This window comes from Gammaproteobacteria bacterium CG11_big_fil_rev_8_21_14_0_20_46_22 (genome assembly GCA_002796245.1).
Lineage (GTDB): Bacteria > Pseudomonadota > Gammaproteobacteria > UBA12402 > UBA12402 > 1-14-0-20-46-22.
Genome location: PCWT01000023.1, coordinates 22933 through 40672, shown reverse-complemented (window position 1 = coordinate 40672; position 17740 = coordinate 22933). Strand labels below are relative to the sequence as shown.

The following is a 17740-nucleotide window of genomic DNA, read 5'->3' as shown; positions in this document are numbered from 1 at the left end:
TTATTTCGTACAAGTATAACCCCTTTGAGCCCAAGGTCAAGGACCTAAGCTTAAAGCTTTTCATCAGGCCAGGATTGGCACGCTTATGAAAAACCATTAAACTCGCGAACTTAAACAGATAAAAAGCGATTCACTATGAAAGCCTCACAGTTCTTACTGGCCACCGTTAAAGAAACCCCCGCTGAGGCGCAGATTATTAGCCATCAGCTCATGCTACGCGCAGGCCTTATCCGCAAAGTCAGTTCAGGCATTTATACCTGGCTACCATTGGGTCTTCGCGTGCTGCGAAAAGTGGAAACCGTTGTACGCGAAGAAATGAACGCGCTAGGCGCTCAAGAAATTTTGATGCCCATGGTTCAACCCAAGCAACTTTGGGAAGACAGTGGTCGCTGGGAACAATACGGCAAAGAACTATTGCGCTTAAACGATCGCCACGATAACGAGTTTTGCCTCGGCCCTACACACGAAGAAGTGATCACCGATTTGGTGAAGCACGAGCTTCGAAGCTATAAACAACTGCCCCAAATTTTTTATCAAATTCAAACCAAGTTTCGTGATGAAATTCGCCCGCGTTTTGGTGTCATGCGCGCACGTGAATTTGTCATGAAAGATGCTTACTCATTTCACTTCGAACAAAACTCTTTAGATAAGACCTACGCAGACATGAAACAGGCTTACACGAATATTTTCACCCGACTGGGTTTAACGTTTCGTGCCGTCATGGCCGATTCGGGCAATATCGGTGGCGATAATTCACACGAGTTTTGCGTACTCGCCGACACCGGCGAAGACAGCATTGCCTTCAGCAACGAGAGTGATTACGCAGCAAACATCGAAAAAGCCGAGGCCTTCGCTATCGCCGCAGATGACGAGACCGAAAAAGCGATTGAAATGTTCGCCACACCGAATGCAAAAACCATCCAAGACTTGGTTAACCACCATGACATACCGGTTGAGAAAACCGTAAAAACCCTGTTTGTCGAAGGCAGCGAACACCCCTTAGTTGCGCTCGTCTTACGCGGCGATCATGAACTCAATGAAATCAAAGCCGAGAAACACCCTTTAGTTAAGGCGCCATTAACCATGGCCGATGAATCACAAGTTCGCAGTACCGTTGGCGCAGGCTTTGGTTCGCTGGGCGTTGTTGGATTAAGCGTACCCATCATTGCCGACAATACCGCCGCACTGATACGCAACTTCTCTTGTGGCGCGAATGAAGACGGCGAGCATTATCGTCATGTGAACTGGCAACGTGACGCCAACTTCACCGATACGTATGATCTGAGAAATGTTGTTGTGGGCGACAAAAGCCCTGACGGTAAAGGTACACTAGAAATTACTCGCGGCATTGAAGTGGGCCATATCTTTCAAAATGGCGATAAATACACGAAAGCCATGGGCGCTGATGTACTCGATGAAAACGGTAAAGCCCAAACCGTGATTGCCGGTTGCTACGGCATTGGCGTTTCCCGCGTCGTGGCCGCTGCGATCGAACAAAACCACGATGAACGGGGCATTATATGGCCTGAAGCCATGGCACCGTTTGACGCTGTCATTATTGCGATTGGTTATGATAAATCTGAAGCCGTACAAAAAGCAGCCGATGCGCTCTACGAAAAGTTTCAAAGCCAAGGCATCGATGTGCTATTAGATGACCGCAAAGAACGCCCAGGTGTAAAATTTGCCGACATGGACCTCATTGGCATTCCGCACCGTATCGTGATCGGCGAAAAAACCCTAGCGGAAAACCGTGTGGAATACAAGCACCGCCGGGATAGCGAGGCTCGCCTGGTCTCACTGGATGATATCACCCAGCTAATCTAGGGCGTGTCCCTAAAACTCACAGGATTAGCTGGACGAAACCACTTTTGCATCAAAGGCATCATAGCTGCCATCGCGGTAGATAATCACCAGCGGCACAGTTTGACCAGGTGTTAAGCTTTGGCTCAAGTTCATCAGCTCAACGTGCTTTTGCTTTTGCCCCAACCACGTGGTGGAGTTGAGCTGTAACGCAAAGGAATGCACCTGTACATTCACCAGTTTGCCGTTGATTTGCACAGCTGTCTGTAATTGTGCTTGTTTGGCCAAGGGAGAATAGACAGCCTGAACCGCATGGCCGTGCTCATCACGATTCACAAAACGCATGATGACTTTGGTATCTTGCCCAGCACTGGCCGAAAACACTTGCGCATCTTGAACTTCAACGGCTTTGCTTGCCAGCATGGATTGAGTTGACTCAGCTGGCTGATTCGCCGCATCATTGAGCTCACTTTGAAACGCATTCAAACGAGATTGTGAATAATGTGGCGCAGCCAAAGCCACACACGTTAAAGCCATCATGGCCGAAGACATCAAAAAACGCATCGCGTGCTACTCCTAAGATCGAACAGGCAGAATAACAACACCCAGCTTCGCGCGCAAGCGATCAATACCAGGCCGCTATTGCCGCGCCATCCGGAAACAAAGCTTGCGTTTTTTCAAGCACAGGCTTGGAGTGCATGGCCGCAATCAAAGCTTTAAAAATCGGCTTATGCTGATCTTGTGCACGCACCACGATCACGTTGGCATAAGGTGAATGGCTGCCTTCTTTCAACAGCGCCTGATTCACCGTATACCCTGCAGGGCCCACGAAGTCATTGGTTAGCGCACCCATCGCCACATCCTTTAAAGCACGGGGAATTTGCGCCGCATTCATAGCGACAAAATGTAAATGATACGGGTTAAGAATCACAGAAGCTGGCGTACCAAGCAGCCCGACACCCGGTTTCATTTTAATCAAGCCCGATTGTTGCAACAGCAATAATGCGCGGCCTTCATTGCTCGGGTCATTGGGAATCGCAACCACGGCCCCTTCTGGCAAAGCGGAAAGACTCGTGTATTTTTTCGAGTAAAAACCCAGAGGATAAATAAAGGTTTTCGCAATCGGTACGAGCTTATAATGACGCGCTTTGATTTGTGTATCCAAATACGGCACGTGCTGAAAAATATTCGCATCCAAATTACCATTATTTAGGGCTGTATTGGGCAGCACATAATCATCAAAAGTAATCAACTGTAAATGCACATGGTAACGATCCCAAGCCACACGCTTAGCGACCTGCATAATGTTTTCTTCTGCGCCACCCATGATACCCACACGAATCGTATGCGCCTGTTCACCTTTGGGCCACGCTTGCGAGACCACGCACAGCAAAGCAAAGATAATCGCAACGATTGCCAACCGTTTTAAACGCGGACGCTTGGCCAAGCGGTCACCGTAGGTTTGCACCCACTGCACAATGAGCACCAAGATTACCACTGTTTCCAGCATCACCAAGGCATCGAAACGTTCGTAACCGTAGTTAATGGCAAGCTCGCCCAAACCACCGCCGCCGACAGCACCGGCCATGGCTGAATAGCCGATCAAACCGACAATCAATAGGGTCGAGCCGCGAATCAAAGCAGGCAACGCTTCAGGCAATAAAAACTTCGTGATAATTTGCCACTGCGTCGCACCCATCGCCAAAGCAGCTTCTCGAATACCAAACGGCACTTCGCCCAAAGCACTTTCAACAATCCGAGCAAAATAAGGAATAGCGGCAATCACCAAAGGCACAATGGCGGCATTGATCCCAATGCTCGTGCCCACCACAAAGCGTGTGAACGGTAAAATCGCAATCATCAGAATGATAAACGGCACCGAGCGACCCACATTCGTGATAAAACCCAGAACCTGATGCCAAGCGCGGTGCGCCCACAAGCCGCCGGTTTGTGTATTATACAAAACAACACCCAACACCAAACCACCAACAATACCCAAGACACTGGCAATAAAAACCATGTAAAGCGTTTGCCAGGTCGCGACCAACAAAGGCATTAAGGCTAGACTATGAGACATAAGCCAACACCTCTACGTTAATGCCTTGGGCTTGTAAGTGCGCAAGCGCCGCATCCGATTGTTCTTGCGTGCCCTGCAGTTCACACACCATAAAGCCCACACTGTCACCGTCGATCACTTGCAAGTCGGCCTGCAAAATATTACAGGTTACAGAAAAGCGATCATGCAATAAGGTAGTGACCGGCACTTCGGCAGATGCACCCACAAATGCCAAACGCACAATCGGGTGCCCCGCCTTTTCCGCATGCAGCTTCGACTTAATGGAATCAGGCAGTTCCAAATGCAAGCTGGCTTGCGTTAAACGTTTAGCCACATCAGACTGCGGCCGAATAAACACATCCACCACTTTGCCCAACTCAGCCAAACGACCTTGATCCAACACCGCGACACGGTGGCAAACCTGCTTAACCACATCCATTTCATGCGTGATCAATACAACCGTAATACCCAAGGTTTGATTAATTTTTTTGAGTAGATTTAAAATTGAAACCGTGGTTTCCGGGTCTAGCGCAGACGTTGCTTCATCACACAACAAAACGTTAGGCTCTGTCGCCAACGCTCTGGCAATCGCCACACGTTGTTTCTGGCCACCGCTTAGCTCATGCGGGTAAGAGCCGCCCAAGCCTTCCAGCTCAACCAAACGCAGTAAATCGTTCACACGTGCAGCGATCGCCTGTTGATTTTTGCCGACAAGCTCTAAAGGCAAAGCGATATTGTCAAAGGCTGTGCGCGAGCTTAATAAATTGAAATGTTGAAATATCATGCCAATACTGCGACGCGTTTGTCGCAAGGCGCTATCACTCAAACCGACAATACTCTGACCATCGATTTGAACGTCGCCGGAAGTGATTTTCTCAAGCCCATTGAGGCAGCGCACCAAGGTACTCTTACCCGCCCCGCTTTTGCCAATGATGCCAAAGATTTCGCCAGCCTCGACCGTGAAGCTCATACCAGTAAGTGCTGGGTATGCGGTGCCCGCCACGGTGTAAGTTTTATTGATATTGTTGAGTGTGATCATAAAGCGGCTTCATATTCAATTTGCGAGCATCATACCGACACTTTTAAGGCTTGTTAAGGTTTATAACGGGCCAAAATATAAGGCCTCACATTTTTTGACAAAATTCTATACTTAAAAACCGCAAGGTTTCACTTGCTCTACTCAGAATAATACGTATGGTGAAAAGACTTATCTTATTTTCCTGGAGATACTATGAAACACGCCACACTCGGCGCGCTATTGTGTTGCGCGCCTGTTTTATCGCTGGCTTTAACCTGCCCTAGCGCCTTGCAAATCCGACAAGGCGATATCACGCCCTTTGTCGCACTCGATACCAACGACGATGAGCCGGTGGGTCAGGCCACATTCAAACGCTTTCAAGCTGAGGTCAATGATTTTCACCGAGCTGAATGGCTACCTAAAGTGGCTTATGCGTCTCAGTGCTATTACCGTTTAAAAGAGCCGCCCTATTACAGCGAAGTCTCTTTAGCTAGCACACAAGACCAAGAACCTGTCGGCCCCTATTGGCATTTTGAGCAAAGCTCTCATACACGGAAAGTGTGTGAAGCCAGCGAGCCTTCAGATTGCCAGTTTTAGCCAACGTAGCAACCGTCTTGGGTAGACCGAGTTAAAATGCGTAGCATTGAAAATCCGGGTTTAAATTCCCCCGGATTATCACGCCTTTGTCTCACGATGACGAAAAATCAAACTTCAAGACATGCCTTAAAGGCGTCCCTCGAAATTCAAGTCGCCAAGAGAAACACAGCAAAACTTGACGAAAAAGTGGATTTTATAACTAATAAATAAGCATTTTTGTGGGAGAAGATCAGGGGAAAATCATTGCCGTTAAGCTTTTGTTAAGGTTCATGGTTAATACTGTAGATATCTTTAGTGGAATCATCGTGTCATTTGAACGATATCGGCTATAGCTAAAAAAGCGTAATAAAAAAGGAGATAAATCCATGCGACGCTTAACCACTCTATTTTTGGCTTTAGCGCTTTGTTCATTGGCGCTGGCTGGCTCCCCTGATTACTGCCAAGCGGTAAACACGTTCAAATCAAGCCTTGAAAAGTATGACTATTCAACACCCAGCCCAGGGCAAGATTTACACATACAAGCCCAGCTAATCGAGCATGATAGCGATAACTTTGCTTATAAGATGTGCCTGGCCAATAAAGACACTCAGGCCGCGTGCAGCAACTTCGCTGAAAGTTTTAACGGTGAGTCTCAAGGTTTGAGCCACATCATTGGTGCTGACTACAATGAAGCCGGTCACACACGCAGCCGACTAGAAGGCGGCATGGCCACGGGGGATAAAGTCCAGATCCTCTATTTTCTACAGCAATACCAAAACACGCATCACTGCCTGGCTGAATCTTGACCTAGGCAGCGCGATCCTCTAGCCTTAGCCAACTTAAGGGATAAAGGGGATCGCCAATGGCTGGGTTAAATAAAGTTTGCCAAACCTACGAAGAGGCTCTTTCGGGCATTGAATCCGGTATGACACTGATGTGCGGCGGCTTCGGCCTGTGCGGCATTCCTGAAAATCTTTTACACCGGCTGGCCAAAACTTCACTTAACGATCTTACCATTATTTCCAATAACGCTGGCATCGATGGTTTTGGCCTTGGCCGCTTGCTGGAGAACAAACAAATTAAGACCGTCATTGGCTCCTATGTCGGCGAATGCAAAATCTATGCCGAACAAGTGTTATCGGGCGAGCTAGAAGCCGTACTTATTCCACAAGGCACACTGGCCGAGCGTATTCGTGCAGGTGGTGCAGGCATCCCTGCATTTTACACGCCGACTGGTGTGGGCACCGTGGTGGCTGAAGGTAAAGAAACCCGTGAATTCGACGGTAAACTCTACCTCATGGAAAAGGCGCTCACCGCTGACTTCGCTTTAATCAAAGCCTGGAAAGCGGACACCATGGGCAACCTGGTTTACCGAAAAACCGCGCGTAACTTTAACCCTGAAATGGCCACGGCCGGTAAAATCACCATCGCCGAAGTCGAGGAAATCGTGCCCGCAGGTGCGCTAGACCCCGACGATATTCATACGCCCGGCATCTATGTCAATCGTGTCATTCAAGGGCAATTTGAAAAACCCATTGAACGTTTAACCCTGGCGGAGGGCCAATAATATGCCATTATCACGTGATCAAATTGCCGCACGCATCGCACAAGAAATCAAAGACGGCAACTATGTTAACTTAGGTATCGGCATTCCGACCTTGGTCGCCAACCACATTCCCGAACATTTGGACGTGATGCTACAAACGGAAAACGGCTTGCTCGGCATGGGCCCTTACCCTAACAAAGGCGAGGTGGATGCAGACCTTGTGAACGCCGGCAAACAAACCGTCACCGCGGTGAAAGGGGCGGCGTATTTCTCTTCGAGTGATAGCTTTGGCATGATCCGCGGCGGCCATATTGACCTGACGATTCTAGGGGCGTTTGAAGTGGACCAGCATGGCTCAATCGCATCTTGGATGATTCCCGGCAAACTTGTCAAAGGTATGGGTGGCGCGATGGACTTGGTGGCCGGGACCAAGCGCATTTTAGTGGCGATGACCCACATCAGCAAAGACGGCGAACCTAAACTACTGCGCGAATGCACTTTGCCACTCACCGCACAGCACTGCATCACGGATGTGTTCACAGAATACGGTTATTTCAAAATTCAAGACGGCGCCTTTCATTTGCTTGAACGCGCTGAAGACGTATCGATTGAAACGATACAGGCTCACACTGAAGGCCAGCTCGTGATACCCGATACGGTGAAAGTCATTAAGCAGAGCGCCTGAGAGCTCCAATTCCACGAAAACCGCTCGCACATCGCATCTTGTGGCATGCTTCCCAGGAACAGGCTCCTGCCTTCCTGCTCCCTTACGTCCATGTATCGCAGGCCCTGAGAACCATGCCACAAGATACGTTTATGTGCTCACTGGTTTGGGCGATGGGTTCTCTTTCGCAGGGCTTCTGGAGGCATGGATGCCGTAAGAGAGCGGCCATGGATGGCGAAAAGCGTCCCTGCGAAAGAGAAACGCGAGGCCAATAAAGGTGAGCGCATAAATCTGCGACTTACAGCACTGATATTATGCACCGCAAAAAACCCTGGCCCTATTCCATATGCCAACCGTGTGTGAGCAGCAATGTCTGGCCGGTTAACACCAAGCTTGGAAAGGTGCCGAAGAAAAAGCAGGCTCGCGCGACTTCTTCAACCGTGGTGAATTCACCGGTTAAGGTTTTACCGAGCATCACAGTTTTAATCACTTCGTCTTCTGAAATGCCGAGTTGCTTGGCCTGTTCAGGGATTTGCTTTTCCACCAACGGCGTTTTCACAAAGCCTGGGTTCACCATATTGGCCCCGATATGATGCGCAGCACCCTCTTTCGCGACCGAGCGCATCAAGCCCATTAAACCATGTTTCGCAGCCACATAAGCCGACTTATTGCTTGACGCTTCATGCGAGTGAATCGAACCAATAAACACGATGCGGCCACCGCCGGTTTTTTTCATGCAACGCATGGCTTCACGCGCCACTAAAAAACTACCCGTTAGATTGATTTTTTGCACTTTTTCCCAATCGGCTAAAGGAAACTCATCAATGGGAGAAATGACTTGAATACCGGCATTGTTGATCACCACATCCACTGATGAAAAACGCGCAAGCACCGCAGCAAAGGCCGATGCCACATCCCCCTCATTGGTGACATCCATTTTGACTGCCAGCGTTCTTTCGCCTGCAGGGTCTAATTTGGCTTGCGCCGCTTTGGCCGCATCCAAATTAACATCCGTGAGCACCACATTTAAGCCCTGCGCATAAAAATAGGTTGCAACACCCAAACCAATACCCGAGGCACTGCCTGTGACTAAACACGTTTTGACCATGATTTCTCTCCTTTTAAACCGGCAGGCCGCTGTGAAAACGAAACTCTGGGTCCGGCGAATTAATTAAGTCAGCCTCCAGTGTAGCAAAAAATTCTATCCGCGCAGCAATATCTTCTTTGGCGTAACGGTAGGCCAATTTTAAATAATTTTGAAAGTGGCGCTTTTCTGCCGCGAACAAGGTTTTATAAAATTTGCCTAAGCTTTCATCGACATGAGGAATTAAGGCATGAAAACGCTCGCATGATCGCGCTTCGATAAAAGCGCCAATAATTAGCCGGTCAATCAAGCGCTCAGGCTCAGCTTTTCGTGTGGCTTTGTTTAGCGCTTGCGCATAGCGCCCAGGCGTTAAAGAAAGGTATTCGACTTGACGCTCTCTCATCAAGCTCAACACTTTCTCAAAATGCAAAAGCTCTTCACGCGCCAAAGGCGACATCTTATCCAAAAGCTCTGGGTAGCCCACATAACGCTGCAGCATATTATTAGCGGTGGCTGCCGCCTTTTTCTCACAATTGGCGTGGTCAATCAGTAGAATCTCGGGCTCTTGCTCGGCACGCTCAAGCCAGGCTTTCGGCGTTGGGCACGCTAAGAATTCGTCTAAGGTTGGCAGGCTGTTCATAGGCAGTTTTTTTTGCTAAGCTCTGTAAGAGTTGGATTACAACTCGCCATGTTAACCCTTTTAAACAACGAGTCAATGGCATGACATCAAAACTCAAAGCCCTGTTCAAACGAAAACGCCTTAACGCCCTTAAAGGCAGCCAAACCATTCGCTCCGATGTTCGCCAACACTTGCTCATGGAACCCTATCTTCGAAAAGCGTTCGAGCGCCTAAACGTTAGCGCTAAAGAAGCTGATAAGCTTTTAGAACAGGCTGTTGCGCCTGAACCTCAGCGAAAAAAAGGCTTATTTACCCGTAAGAAACAGGGAGATAACGCCTCACAATACTTGCTACGACGCATGGTTCGCGCGCACCTTAACTATTTGCTACAACGCAGTGAGCTGGAGCGCATTGCGAGCGCCCTCGAGGAGCGCGCGATGGACCAGCAAGATGTGATGTCCACCGCTCACAGCTATCCAGAAGCGCTGGATGCCAAAGCCTTACCACCAGAACAAGCATTAACAAACCTTAGACAACTTAAAGACAAAGTCAACGATCAGATACAAGCGCTAGACAATGATCTTCAAGAACGAAAAACAAAACTCACAAGCTACCTAGACACCCTAGAAACCAACATGAAACAAACCTTTGAACAGTGCAAAAACAGTAGTGGAAACCCTCTATCAACGGCGTTAACGGATGAACAAAAACAGTCAGCCATGCGTATTTTAGCCGGCCTAACACCCGATAGCTTCCTGAGCGAAGAACCCAACAAAGACTCGCCCTACCTTGCTACGTTTCAAACCTTGAAAAAACTCACCAGCTCACGAGGTCGCGCATGAGTGATATCCCAAGACGCATCATCACTGTCATTGAAACCACCAATGCTCAAAATGCTGAAGAAACCTTAGCGACTGCAGCTGTACAGGCCTGCGAATTGAGCAATGAAATGGCCAACGAGCTCGCCAAGAATGACGACGCCTTAATGGAAAAAACCCAAGAAATGAAAAAAGCCGTGGATGTTGCACTGGAGTCTACAAGCTTTCAAGACCCACTGCGTGTTTGGGAAGCCCGTCAAAGGATTCAGCAAGAACGTGACATGCAAACTCGCGTTCGCCAACAAGCTCAAGCTTCACAGCAAACGAAACCCAGCCAGCGATAATAGGGTCTGTTTACAATTCATTTTCACGCTGCAAACTGAGTAAAGTTGATCCAAATTGCTCATTATTTTCGTTAAATAGGGTTAGCTATTCGCCTCAAATAATAAACAACTTGGCCTCAACCCCTTCAGCTTTCGCTTGGAAAAATGAATTGCAAAAAGACCCTACTATAAAATTGAATTAAGGTTTAGCGGCAACAGCTTTAAACGCAAAGTGCTGCATCCAAGCGGCTGCATGTTCCAAAGGTGGAACCAGCATGGCCGTGTTAAACCAATTTGCCGTTTGCTGGTTTGAATTTTGAATGATAAAAATAAGCAACACACATAAACTCGCGCCCTCAAGCAAACCCAGCACAAAACCTACAAATCGTCCACCCGTGCTCGAACTCAAACCACCCAGTCCACTGACGATAATCAGCTTAATGATCGTGCCAACAATCCAAGTGGCAAAGAAAATCAACAAGAAAGCCACTGTTTGATTAATGTCTGGATTATGAATGTATTTGCCGGTATGCGCTGCCAAGGTTTGTGTGAACACGATCGCAAGCCCGAAACCAACAAACCACACCAGGGTCACAATCAGCTGCTTAACAAAGCCACGAATAAAACCAAGCACGCCAAATAGGAGCACAATGACGAGTAAAACAATATCAAACGTTGCCATTAGGGAATCATCACTGTAGGTTTAAAGTCATGCACATAACCGTGCATGTGCAGCTTTTTATCAATGATATGCAACATAGCTTCTGCTTGCTGTAACTGTGTAAACGGCCCAACGTACACGCGATGCTTTTGCTTGCTATGAATTTCAGCAGTTTGCATAAAGGCCACATAACCCGCCTCTCGAAGCTTAGCCACCAACTGTCTTCCCGGCACAGGCGAATTAAAGCTCGCGAGTTGAATCACAAAAGCATGATTCTGAGCCTTAGCCAATTTTTCGCGCTGATGATAATCCACGACATTCTCGCTTGTCGCATCATTTTTTCGAACAGAAATATTCGGCAAATGCGCCAAAGCATCTTCGTGAATCTGAACGGAGTCTGAACCACCCGTGCCGGAAAAATCATCGACCACTGGGGTTTGATCTTGAGTCTCAGCGAGCTTTTTAATCGGTTTGACGGGTTTAGCCTGAGTGGCCGCCACGGCTTTAGCGGGCACCGGTATTTTAAGCTGCGCTGCTGCAGCTGCAGGCGCTGGCTTCGACTGAACTTCAGGCGTGGCAGGTACTTTGTTATTTAATGGTGATTCTGGAACCACGGGACCTTGCGCTTGAAAGTTCTTCGCAATCGTTTCAGGGGCTTGATTTTTGATCGCATCCGGTTTTTGCACAGCAGGCTGATTCGGCACTTCCTTAAAACTCGTTGCCACCGGTTGCTTACGCGAGCCAAACCACGCTGGCAAGAAAATCACCGCCAAGGCGATGATAATAATGGCAACCACTAAACGGCGTTTGGTTTTGTAATCCATAAGCCCCTCCCTTTTAACAAAGCTATCACAGCGCCGACCAAGAGAAAAGAGCCAAAGACGAGAATTACGCCGTCTTTAGGCGCCCGGCTAAGCGCCTCATCGAAGGCTATTTCTAGCTTTGAAAACGGCCTGATAGCTGCAATGCCGACATCATGCAATACAGCTTGCATAGCCTCGGGCGGCAACATTTTCTCTCCCAATTTAGGGAAAACAAACACCTCACCCAGCTGATCGCGCAAAAACCCTAAACTCTCCGCAACCGCTTTGTTGCCCTTAAACTGGCACAAGGTCACATCAGGCGACAGACCACGCGCCTTTAAGCGCAGAGCTAAGCGCTCACAGGCTGCAGGATTATGCGCTACATCGAGCAGTATTTTAGGCTCGGTATCCAGCAGTTGGCAGCGCCCAAGCGGTTGGATATTTAACAAAGTTTTAACGACCGTATTCTCGTCAAGGGTCAATGGCCAACGTTTATTAATTGCCAAAACTGATGCCATCAATTCATCCGAAAAACTTTTCGCCCCGTAAGATTGAGTAACCTTAAAATCGCGCCCCAAACATACAAGCTTCGCACCGATCCGTCGTGCTTCGTCATCAACCATCTTAGGGCGATCCGCTTCGCAAAACACACACCAAGCGCCTTTTCGCATTAAACCAGCCTTTTCGTAGGCAATCGCATCACGGGTATCACCGAGCACTTCGCGGTGATCCAAGGCCACTTGCGTGATGATACAGAGATCAGCATCAACAATATTAATCGGGTCCAAGCGGCCACCCACACCGACCTCCAAAATCACCACATCGAGTTTCTGAGCTTGAAACAAAATGATCGCCGTAAAAAACAAAGCCGTAAAATACCCCAATTCATCCGCCAAAGGCAAAACGGTCTTAAGTGCGGCCAAGAGAGAGGATTCAGAAACTGGCTGACCTTGAAAACGAATACGCTCAGTCACTGACAGCAAATGCGGTGAAGAAAAACTGGCTACACGCAAACCTTTCGCAATACACAACGCTTCAAGCGCTGCAACCATGGAACCTTTACCGTTGGTGCCGGTCACTGCTACCACATAAGCATCCAGATAATTAAGAGATTTTTCAGCGGCAAACTGTTTGAGCCGATCAAACGGCCATCGCGGGTGAACCTCAAGGGGGTTTAATAACTCATCGAGCTTTGTATTCATGCAACAAAATGCTCTAAGCGGTTTTCTGATGCATCATTTTTGCTAACAAGGCAGCCACTTCATCGCGCATTTCTCGGCGATCAACAATCGCATCAATATGGCCGTGCTCAAGCAAAAATTCACTGCGCTGAAACCCCGGTGGTAAGGTTTCACGCACCGTTTGTGCGATCACACGAGGCCCTGCAAAGCCGATTAAGGCATTCGGTTCAGCCAAAATCACATCGCCCAGCATCGCGAGACTGGCTGACACCCCACCCATGGTTGGGTTCGTGAGCACAGAAATATACGGCAATTTGGCATTAGCAAGTTTTTTCAACGCCGCGCTGGTTTTTGCCATTTGCATCAAAGAAACCAAGCCCTCTTGCATGCGAGCACCACCACTCACACTGAAACACACAAAAGGCACCTGGTGTTTTAAGGCCTGATTAATACCTTGAACAAAACGCTCGCCCACAGCAGAGCCCATCGAGCCGCCAATAAACTTGTACTCAAAGGCGCACGCCACCAATGACATGTGCTTAAGTTTACCTAGACCACACACCAAAGCTTCTTTTTCCCCGGTGAGTTTTTGAGCGGCCAAAAGGCGATCTTTATACTTCTTACTGTCTTTAAATTTCAAGCGATCAACCGCTTCAACGTCGGCCGCAATTTCTTGAAATTGACCTTGATCAAAAAAATTTTTTAAGCGATCACGCGCACTGATGTATTGATGATACCCACAACGTGGACAAACCTGTTCACTTTTATTGAGCTCTTCGCTATACAGTACGGATTTGCATTTATCACACTTACACCACACACCTTCAGGAATGTTGCGCTTATGGCTTGCATTCGTTCGCACTTTAGAGGGAATCAGTTTTTTTATCCAGCTCATGTCTTACCTCGACATTTTTTGAAACTTTAGCACTATCCTTGATAGGATTTCAACCAAGGTGACAGGTCTGCACATCACTTTCAGACAATGTCACACCCAGAAATTGTTTGGCCACACGCGCAAAACGCGCCGGTGAATCCGTGACCAAAAAATCGGTTTTTGATACGCCATTGGCACACAGCAAATTGGCTTCTGCCAATTGTCTGGCCACCGACATGGCCGTGGCTGTGGCAGAGTCGACGATATGAATCGATTCATTAATCACCATCTCAATGGCTGGCAATAGCACGGGAAAATGTGTGCAGCCGAGCAACAAACAATCTGGCTTAAACGCAGCATCCTCTTCGAGTAAAGGCCGCAAGTAGTGCTCAACGGCCGCGACCGCCACATCGTTATCACACCAACCCTCTTCCGCCAAGGCCACTAACACACTCGCGCTGTGAGCATGCACTTGCGCATTCGGGTTTAAGGCTTTTATCGCTTTTTGATACCCCTCAGCCCGCACGGTGGCTTCTGTCGCAATCACCGCAATATCGCCATTGACTGAGCGGTCAACGGCCGCTTGTGCGCCGGGACGCACCACATCAATGACTAGCAAATCCTGATGGTGTTCAACCAAGGCGTCGTAAGCCAAGGCCGAAGCGGTATTACACGCCACCACCAACGCTTTGATCGGGGTGTGCGCCATCAAGGCGTCGCTGGCCTGCAAGGCATAACGGGCCACCGTTTCTGGGCTTTTGGTACCATAAGGCAAACGCGCAGTATCGCCCAAATACACAAAGGATTCGTTCGGCAAAACAGCTTGTAACGCCTTTAAAACCGTTAACCCGCCCACACCAGAATCAAAGACACCAATCGGTAATGCACTCATCTTCACGCCTACGTATTAAACAAATGAAACAAAGGATCCTTGGGAAAATCGAACACTTTAGGGTAATCGATATCCACCATGTACAGACCTTCAGCCGGCGCGGTTATACCCGCGACCGTTCGATCCTTGGCTTCGATCACATCCTTTACCCACTCGGGCTTTTCCTTACCCGCGCCCACTGCCAACAAGGTGCCCATGATATTACGCACCATGTGATGCAAAAAAGCATTAGCTTTGATGTCTAAACACAAAAGATTATTATGCGCTGTTAATTCGATACGGCTGACGGTGCGTACCGTCGTGTTCGCTTGACACTCTATCGCGCGAAACGAACTAAAATCGTGCTCACCCAAAAAATATGCGGCCGCCGTTTGCATACTAGCAATATCTAAAGGCATACAGTGATGCGCCGCCCGCCCCTGCAATAAGCTATCCCGATTACGCTGATGATATAAAAAATAACGGTAATGCCTGGCAGTCGCTGAAAAACGCGCGTGAAAGTCTTCACCGACAGGCTGCATCCATTTCACTGCAATGTCTTTGGGTAAATTAGAGTTGACACCTAACACCCAATTATAAAGATCACGCTCTGCTGTGGTATCAAAGTGCACGACCTGCTTAGCCGCATGCACACCGGCATCGGTGCGACCAGCACAAAAAACAGCGATTGGCTCGTTGGCCACAGACGACAATGCACGCTCAAGCTCACCCTGGACAGTTGACAATCCCGGTTGAGATTGCCACCCCTTATACTCTGTACCGAGGTAATTTAAAGCGAGCGCAAAGCGTTTCATTTCACTTTAGCCAACAAACGTTGTGCCACAGCTTGCTGTGATTCATCACCGCAGGCCAACACTTCATTTAAAGCTTCAATCGCCGCCTTCTTCTCGCCCATTTCAATCAAGGCACGCGCCATATCCAAGCGTGTATCGGCTAAATTTTCACCGGCCATCGCCTCATAGTCTGACTGAGACGCCGAGAGCGTTTTGCCTTTTTCAAACTGTTTACGCCGATCACGCCAGGCCAACAGCGTCATCAAACCCAACAGCAAAACCACAAAAACCAATACTGATAATGTCACCGGCATAAAATAACGACTGTTTAGCATTTGTTGCACTTCCACAGGCTGTAGTTTGTCTTCATCTTTAAGGCCCAGATGACGCCGCAAGGTACAATCTTGATCTTGGGCGCAAATCACCGCGCGATGGGTTTGCACAATTAAACTGCGTTTGAAACTCGGTAATTTCTCGCGACTCAAGCTTTGTTGGCTGGCCTGTTGGGCCAACGATGTTTGAGCCGCTTGCAAATGAGTCGTGAGCTGGTACATCGTCGCGCGCAAGCTGTTCATACTCTGGGTGAGGTTTTGATTTTGTGCTTGCAGCTCACTGATCATGGTTTCATCAGCATTGTGCTGTGCTTGATACTGCGAAAGCTCGGTCTGCAGAGTTTGCTTGTCAGCACTCAATTGTTGATATTGCTGTTCAAGGGCTTGATCATCCGCGTTATCCGATACGGCAGAAGCGCTTTGCGCTTGAGACGAAAGATCAGCTGATGATGGGCTGACTTGGCTTAAATGCGCCGGCTCCAAGGCCCAAGCAAAACCAGCCACACTGACAACCAAAATCGCTGAAACCAATGCTTTTAACACGCAGCTACCCCTTTGATAATAAGGGGCTCATCATATACCAATGCCCGCATAAAAAAAACCCGGCAGAGCCGGGCTTTCTTTAAATCATCATCCTTGGATTGGTTTATCGTGGTGACGCTACATGCTTAGCTTCAGCTTTATGGTCTGACTGAGCTTGAATTTTAGCTTGAGCGTCTCTGACCAGGGCAAGCTGCTCTTTAGCGGCCAAGGCACGCTGGCGCAATTCGTCTAATCTTACTTGCTGCTCAGGAAATTCGTTAGTGTTTGTCGCTTTGATGCTCGCCTCAATGGCTTGCAAACGATGCGAAAGGGTCAAATGAATATTTGAGGCCAAGTCAGCGGCGAAGCTCAATTGAGCATCAGACAATGCTTTAGCACCATTATCAGACAAGGCAGCCAAGTAGTCTAAGCTCACTGTCTGTACGTTATCATGGGCCGCCGGAGCAGACTCGAAGAAAGCCCTAGGACGCACAGCTGATATGCCAATAACGCTATCAACGTCAACTGATTTGGGCGCAGGAGCGGCAACGCTAGCCTTCAACAATTTACCAAAGATAGCTGCTGAGCTTGTTTTTTGTGATTGTACTGCCATTTCTCTCTTACCTTTTCAGGTTCTACGCTGTTATTGTAAGAAAGTAACCTTAAGGAAATCTTAAGAGAGTGTTATTTTCGCCTATGTAAAAAATCTCAGTCGAAGCCGAAAAACGGGCCGGCTCAAAAAACTCAAGATCTACCCGGCAAGGCGTGGGGCGCTCAGGGAGGGTGATGTCGGCGCTGACCTAAAGCAACGATCAAAGAGCAAACGCCCTAAAAAAGAACTGACCGCATACGTGAGAAATGCTATGGTCGCCACTGCGATACTCGCTAACATCGGCGGCCTGCTGTTTGCTAAGAACATCGTAGATTGCAACAATGAGCGAGCCACCGGGTTCTGAAACGTTTTCATTAAGGTCGCAAACGCAAAACTCAAGCAGCTTAAACAGCTAAACCAGGACACGCCAAACATAGCCCCTTGAAGCAAAGACAAAATGATCATACTTGCGCGAACTCGTGCAGAAGAACCCATACCAAATGAAGCGAAGGCGCTTTGAAGGAAAACCTCCACTTCAGAAAAACAAAAAGCAAGCAGAAGCGGGGGTAAGACAACGTCTTTAAATAGTCTCTCTGGCAACACAGT

20 protein-coding genes and 1 pseudogene are annotated in these 17740 nt (G+C 48.4%); 7 read left to right on the top strand and 14 right to left on the bottom strand.

Translation table 11 applies throughout. From position 1 onward, the window contains the following. Positions 1–135: 135 nt before the first annotated feature. Positions 136–1824, top strand: a complete 1689-nt coding sequence (locus COV52_02565) for a proline--tRNA ligase (protein PIR11663.1) — start codon at positions 136–138, stop codon at positions 1822–1824. Between the two features lie 24 nt (positions 1825–1848). Here COV52_02565 and COV52_02560 read toward each other — a convergent pair whose 3' ends face one another. The 3 genes and pseudogenes from COV52_02560 to metN all read right to left on the bottom strand — a co-directional run bounded on the left by COV52_02560 (position 1849) and on the right by metN (position 4895). Beyond that, complete coding sequence (locus COV52_02560; GenBank protein PIR11662.1) at positions 1849–2364, bottom strand: hypothetical protein; 516 nt, start codon at positions 2362–2364, stop codon at positions 1849–1851. A gap of 874 nt (positions 2365–3238) precedes the next feature. Next, positions 3239–3877 (bottom strand): annotated as a pseudogene (locus COV52_02555) (methionine ABC transporter permease). Then, a complete protein-coding gene (gene metN, locus COV52_02550) occupies positions 3867–4895 on the bottom strand; it encodes a DL-methionine transporter ATP-binding subunit (protein ID PIR11661.1) in 1029 nt (342 codons plus the stop codon). The pseudogene COV52_02555 and the gene metN overlap by 11 nt, the downstream one beginning before the upstream one ends. Before the next feature lie 192 nt (positions 4896–5087). On the opposite strand from metN, the gene COV52_02545 reads away from it, so the two are divergent. The 4 genes from COV52_02545 (at position 5088) to COV52_02530 (ending at position 7681) form a co-directional block, all read left to right on the top strand. Further along, entirely contained in the window at positions 5088–5471 is a 384-nt protein-coding gene (locus tag COV52_02545) for a hypothetical protein (protein ID PIR11660.1), read from the top strand. Positions 5472–5836: 365 nt separating this feature from the next. Then, positions 5837–6256 carry a hypothetical protein gene (locus COV52_02540; GenBank protein ID PIR11659.1) on the top strand — a complete coding sequence of 140 codons (420 nt, stop codon included), beginning with the start codon at positions 5837–5839 and terminating at the stop codon, positions 6254–6256. Between the two features lie 56 nt (positions 6257–6312). After that, complete coding sequence (locus tag COV52_02535) at positions 6313–7017, top strand: succinyl-CoA--3-ketoacid-CoA transferase (GenBank protein PIR11658.1); 705 nt, start codon at positions 6313–6315, stop codon at positions 7015–7017. A gap of 1 nt (position 7018) precedes the next feature. Next, positions 7019–7681, top strand: coding sequence for a succinyl-CoA--3-ketoacid-CoA transferase (locus tag COV52_02530; protein ID PIR11657.1), 663 nt, complete (start codon positions 7019–7021; stop codon positions 7679–7681). Between the two features lie 316 nt (positions 7682–7997). Here COV52_02530 and COV52_02525 read toward each other — a convergent pair whose 3' ends face one another. Together COV52_02525 and COV52_02520 are read right to left on the bottom strand one after the other, a co-directional pair. Continuing rightward, on the bottom strand, positions 7998–8768 hold the full coding sequence (locus COV52_02525; protein ID PIR11656.1) for a 3-hydroxybutyrate dehydrogenase: 771 nt from the start codon (positions 8766–8768) through the stop codon (positions 7998–8000). Between the two features lie 13 nt (positions 8769–8781). Then, positions 8782–9384 carry a tRNA-(ms[2]io[6]A)-hydroxylase gene (locus COV52_02520; protein ID PIR11655.1) on the bottom strand — a complete coding sequence of 201 codons (603 nt, stop codon included), beginning with the start codon at positions 9382–9384 and terminating at the stop codon, positions 8782–8784. Positions 9385–9464: 80 nt separating this feature from the next. Here COV52_02520 and COV52_02515 point away from each other — a divergent pair, with 80 nt between their 5' ends. Together COV52_02515 and COV52_02510 are read left to right on the top strand one after the other, a co-directional pair. After that, on the top strand, positions 9465–10205 hold the full coding sequence (locus tag COV52_02515; protein PIR11654.1) for a hypothetical protein: 741 nt from the start codon (positions 9465–9467) through the stop codon (positions 10203–10205). Next, positions 10202–10525, top strand: coding sequence for a hypothetical protein (locus COV52_02510; protein PIR11653.1), 324 nt, complete (start codon positions 10202–10204; stop codon positions 10523–10525). Before COV52_02515 ends, COV52_02510 begins: the two co-directional genes overlap by 4 nt. 178 nt (positions 10526–10703) lie before the next feature. Here the strand turns inward: COV52_02510 and COV52_02505 are convergent, their stop codons facing one another. The 9 genes from COV52_02505 to COV52_02465 form a co-directional block, all read right to left on the bottom strand. Then, complete coding sequence (locus tag COV52_02505) at positions 10704–11186, bottom strand: hypothetical protein (GenBank protein PIR11652.1); 483 nt, start codon at positions 11184–11186, stop codon at positions 10704–10706. Next, positions 11186–11989 (bottom strand): hypothetical protein, encoded by an 804-nt coding sequence (locus tag COV52_02500; protein ID PIR11651.1) that lies wholly within the window; start codon positions 11987–11989, stop codon positions 11186–11188. The genes COV52_02505 and COV52_02500 overlap by 1 nt, the downstream gene beginning before the upstream one ends. After that, positions 11962–13170 (bottom strand): hypothetical protein, encoded by a 1209-nt coding sequence (locus COV52_02495; GenBank protein ID PIR11650.1) that lies wholly within the window; start codon positions 13168–13170, stop codon positions 11962–11964. The genes COV52_02500 and COV52_02495 overlap by 28 nt, the downstream gene beginning before the upstream one ends. Positions 13171–13183: 13 nt before the next feature. Next, positions 13184–14044 carry an acetyl-CoA carboxylase carboxyl transferase subunit beta gene (locus COV52_02490; protein ID PIR11649.1) on the bottom strand — a complete coding sequence of 287 codons (861 nt, stop codon included), beginning with the start codon at positions 14042–14044 and terminating at the stop codon, positions 13184–13186. A 49-nt stretch (positions 14045–14093) separates the two neighbouring features. Next, positions 14094–14915 (bottom strand): glutamate racemase, encoded by an 822-nt coding sequence (locus COV52_02485; GenBank protein ID PIR11648.1) that lies wholly within the window; start codon positions 14913–14915, stop codon positions 14094–14096. Between the two features lie 8 nt (positions 14916–14923). Further along, positions 14924–15709 (bottom strand): tRNA pseudouridine(38-40) synthase TruA, encoded by a 786-nt coding sequence (locus tag COV52_02480; protein ID PIR11647.1) that lies wholly within the window; start codon positions 15707–15709, stop codon positions 14924–14926. Continuing rightward, entirely contained in the window at positions 15706–16563 is an 858-nt protein-coding gene (locus COV52_02475) for a hypothetical protein (protein PIR11646.1), read from the bottom strand. Before COV52_02475 ends, COV52_02480 begins: the two co-directional genes overlap by 4 nt. A gap of 103 nt (positions 16564–16666) precedes the next feature. Next, entirely contained in the window at positions 16667–17155 is a 489-nt protein-coding gene (locus COV52_02470; GenBank protein ID PIR11645.1) for a hypothetical protein, read from the bottom strand. A gap of 138 nt (positions 17156–17293) precedes the next feature. Continuing rightward, entirely contained in the window at positions 17294–17737 is a 444-nt protein-coding gene (locus COV52_02465) for a hypothetical protein (protein PIR11644.1), read from the bottom strand. Between the last annotated feature and the right edge of the window lie 3 nt (positions 17738–17740).

What these genes read in the sequence shown, in the direction of transcription:
- COV52_02565 (PIR11663.1), top strand. Translation starts at nt 136, where the DNA reads ATGAAAGCCTCACAGTTCTTACTGGCCACCGTTAAAGAAACCCCCGCT.
- COV52_02560 (PIR11662.1), bottom strand. Translation starts at nt 2,364, where the DNA reads ATGCGTTTTTTGATGTCTTCGGCCATGATGGCTTTAACGTGTGTGGCT.
- metN (PIR11661.1), bottom strand. Translation starts at nt 4,895, where the DNA reads ATGATCACACTCAACAATATCAATAAAACTTACACCGTGGCGGGCACC.
- COV52_02545 (PIR11660.1), top strand. Translation starts at nt 5,088, where the DNA reads ATGAAACACGCCACACTCGGCGCGCTATTGTGTTGCGCGCCTGTTTTA.
- COV52_02540 (PIR11659.1), top strand. Translation starts at nt 5,837, where the DNA reads ATGCGACGCTTAACCACTCTATTTTTGGCTTTAGCGCTTTGTTCATTG.
- COV52_02535 (PIR11658.1), top strand. Translation starts at nt 6,313, where the DNA reads ATGGCTGGGTTAAATAAAGTTTGCCAAACCTACGAAGAGGCTCTTTCG.
- COV52_02530 (PIR11657.1), top strand. Translation starts at nt 7,019, where the DNA reads ATGCCATTATCACGTGATCAAATTGCCGCACGCATCGCACAAGAAATC.
- COV52_02525 (PIR11656.1), bottom strand. Translation starts at nt 8,768, where the DNA reads ATGGTCAAAACGTGTTTAGTCACAGGCAGTGCCTCGGGTATTGGTTTG.
- COV52_02520 (PIR11655.1), bottom strand. Translation starts at nt 9,384, where the DNA reads ATGAACAGCCTGCCAACCTTAGACGAATTCTTAGCGTGCCCAACGCCG.
- COV52_02515 (PIR11654.1), top strand. Translation starts at nt 9,465, where the DNA reads ATGACATCAAAACTCAAAGCCCTGTTCAAACGAAAACGCCTTAACGCC.
- COV52_02510 (PIR11653.1), top strand. Translation starts at nt 10,202, where the DNA reads ATGAGTGATATCCCAAGACGCATCATCACTGTCATTGAAACCACCAAT.
- COV52_02505 (PIR11652.1), bottom strand. Translation starts at nt 11,186, where the DNA reads ATGGCAACGTTTGATATTGTTTTACTCGTCATTGTGCTCCTATTTGGC.
- COV52_02500 (PIR11651.1), bottom strand. Translation starts at nt 11,989, where the DNA reads ATGGATTACAAAACCAAACGCCGTTTAGTGGTTGCCATTATTATCATC.
- COV52_02495 (PIR11650.1), bottom strand. Translation starts at nt 13,170, where the DNA reads ATGAATACAAAGCTCGATGAGTTATTAAACCCCCTTGAGGTTCACCCG.
- COV52_02490 (PIR11649.1), bottom strand. Translation starts at nt 14,044, where the DNA reads ATGAGCTGGATAAAAAAACTGATTCCCTCTAAAGTGCGAACGAATGCA.
- COV52_02485 (PIR11648.1), bottom strand. Translation starts at nt 14,915, where the DNA reads ATGAGTGCATTACCGATTGGTGTCTTTGATTCTGGTGTGGGCGGGTTA.
- COV52_02480 (PIR11647.1), bottom strand. Translation starts at nt 15,709, where the DNA reads ATGAAACGCTTTGCGCTCGCTTTAAATTACCTCGGTACAGAGTATAAG.
- COV52_02470 (PIR11645.1), bottom strand. Translation starts at nt 17,155, where the DNA reads ATGGCAGTACAATCACAAAAAACAAGCTCAGCAGCTATCTTTGGTAAA.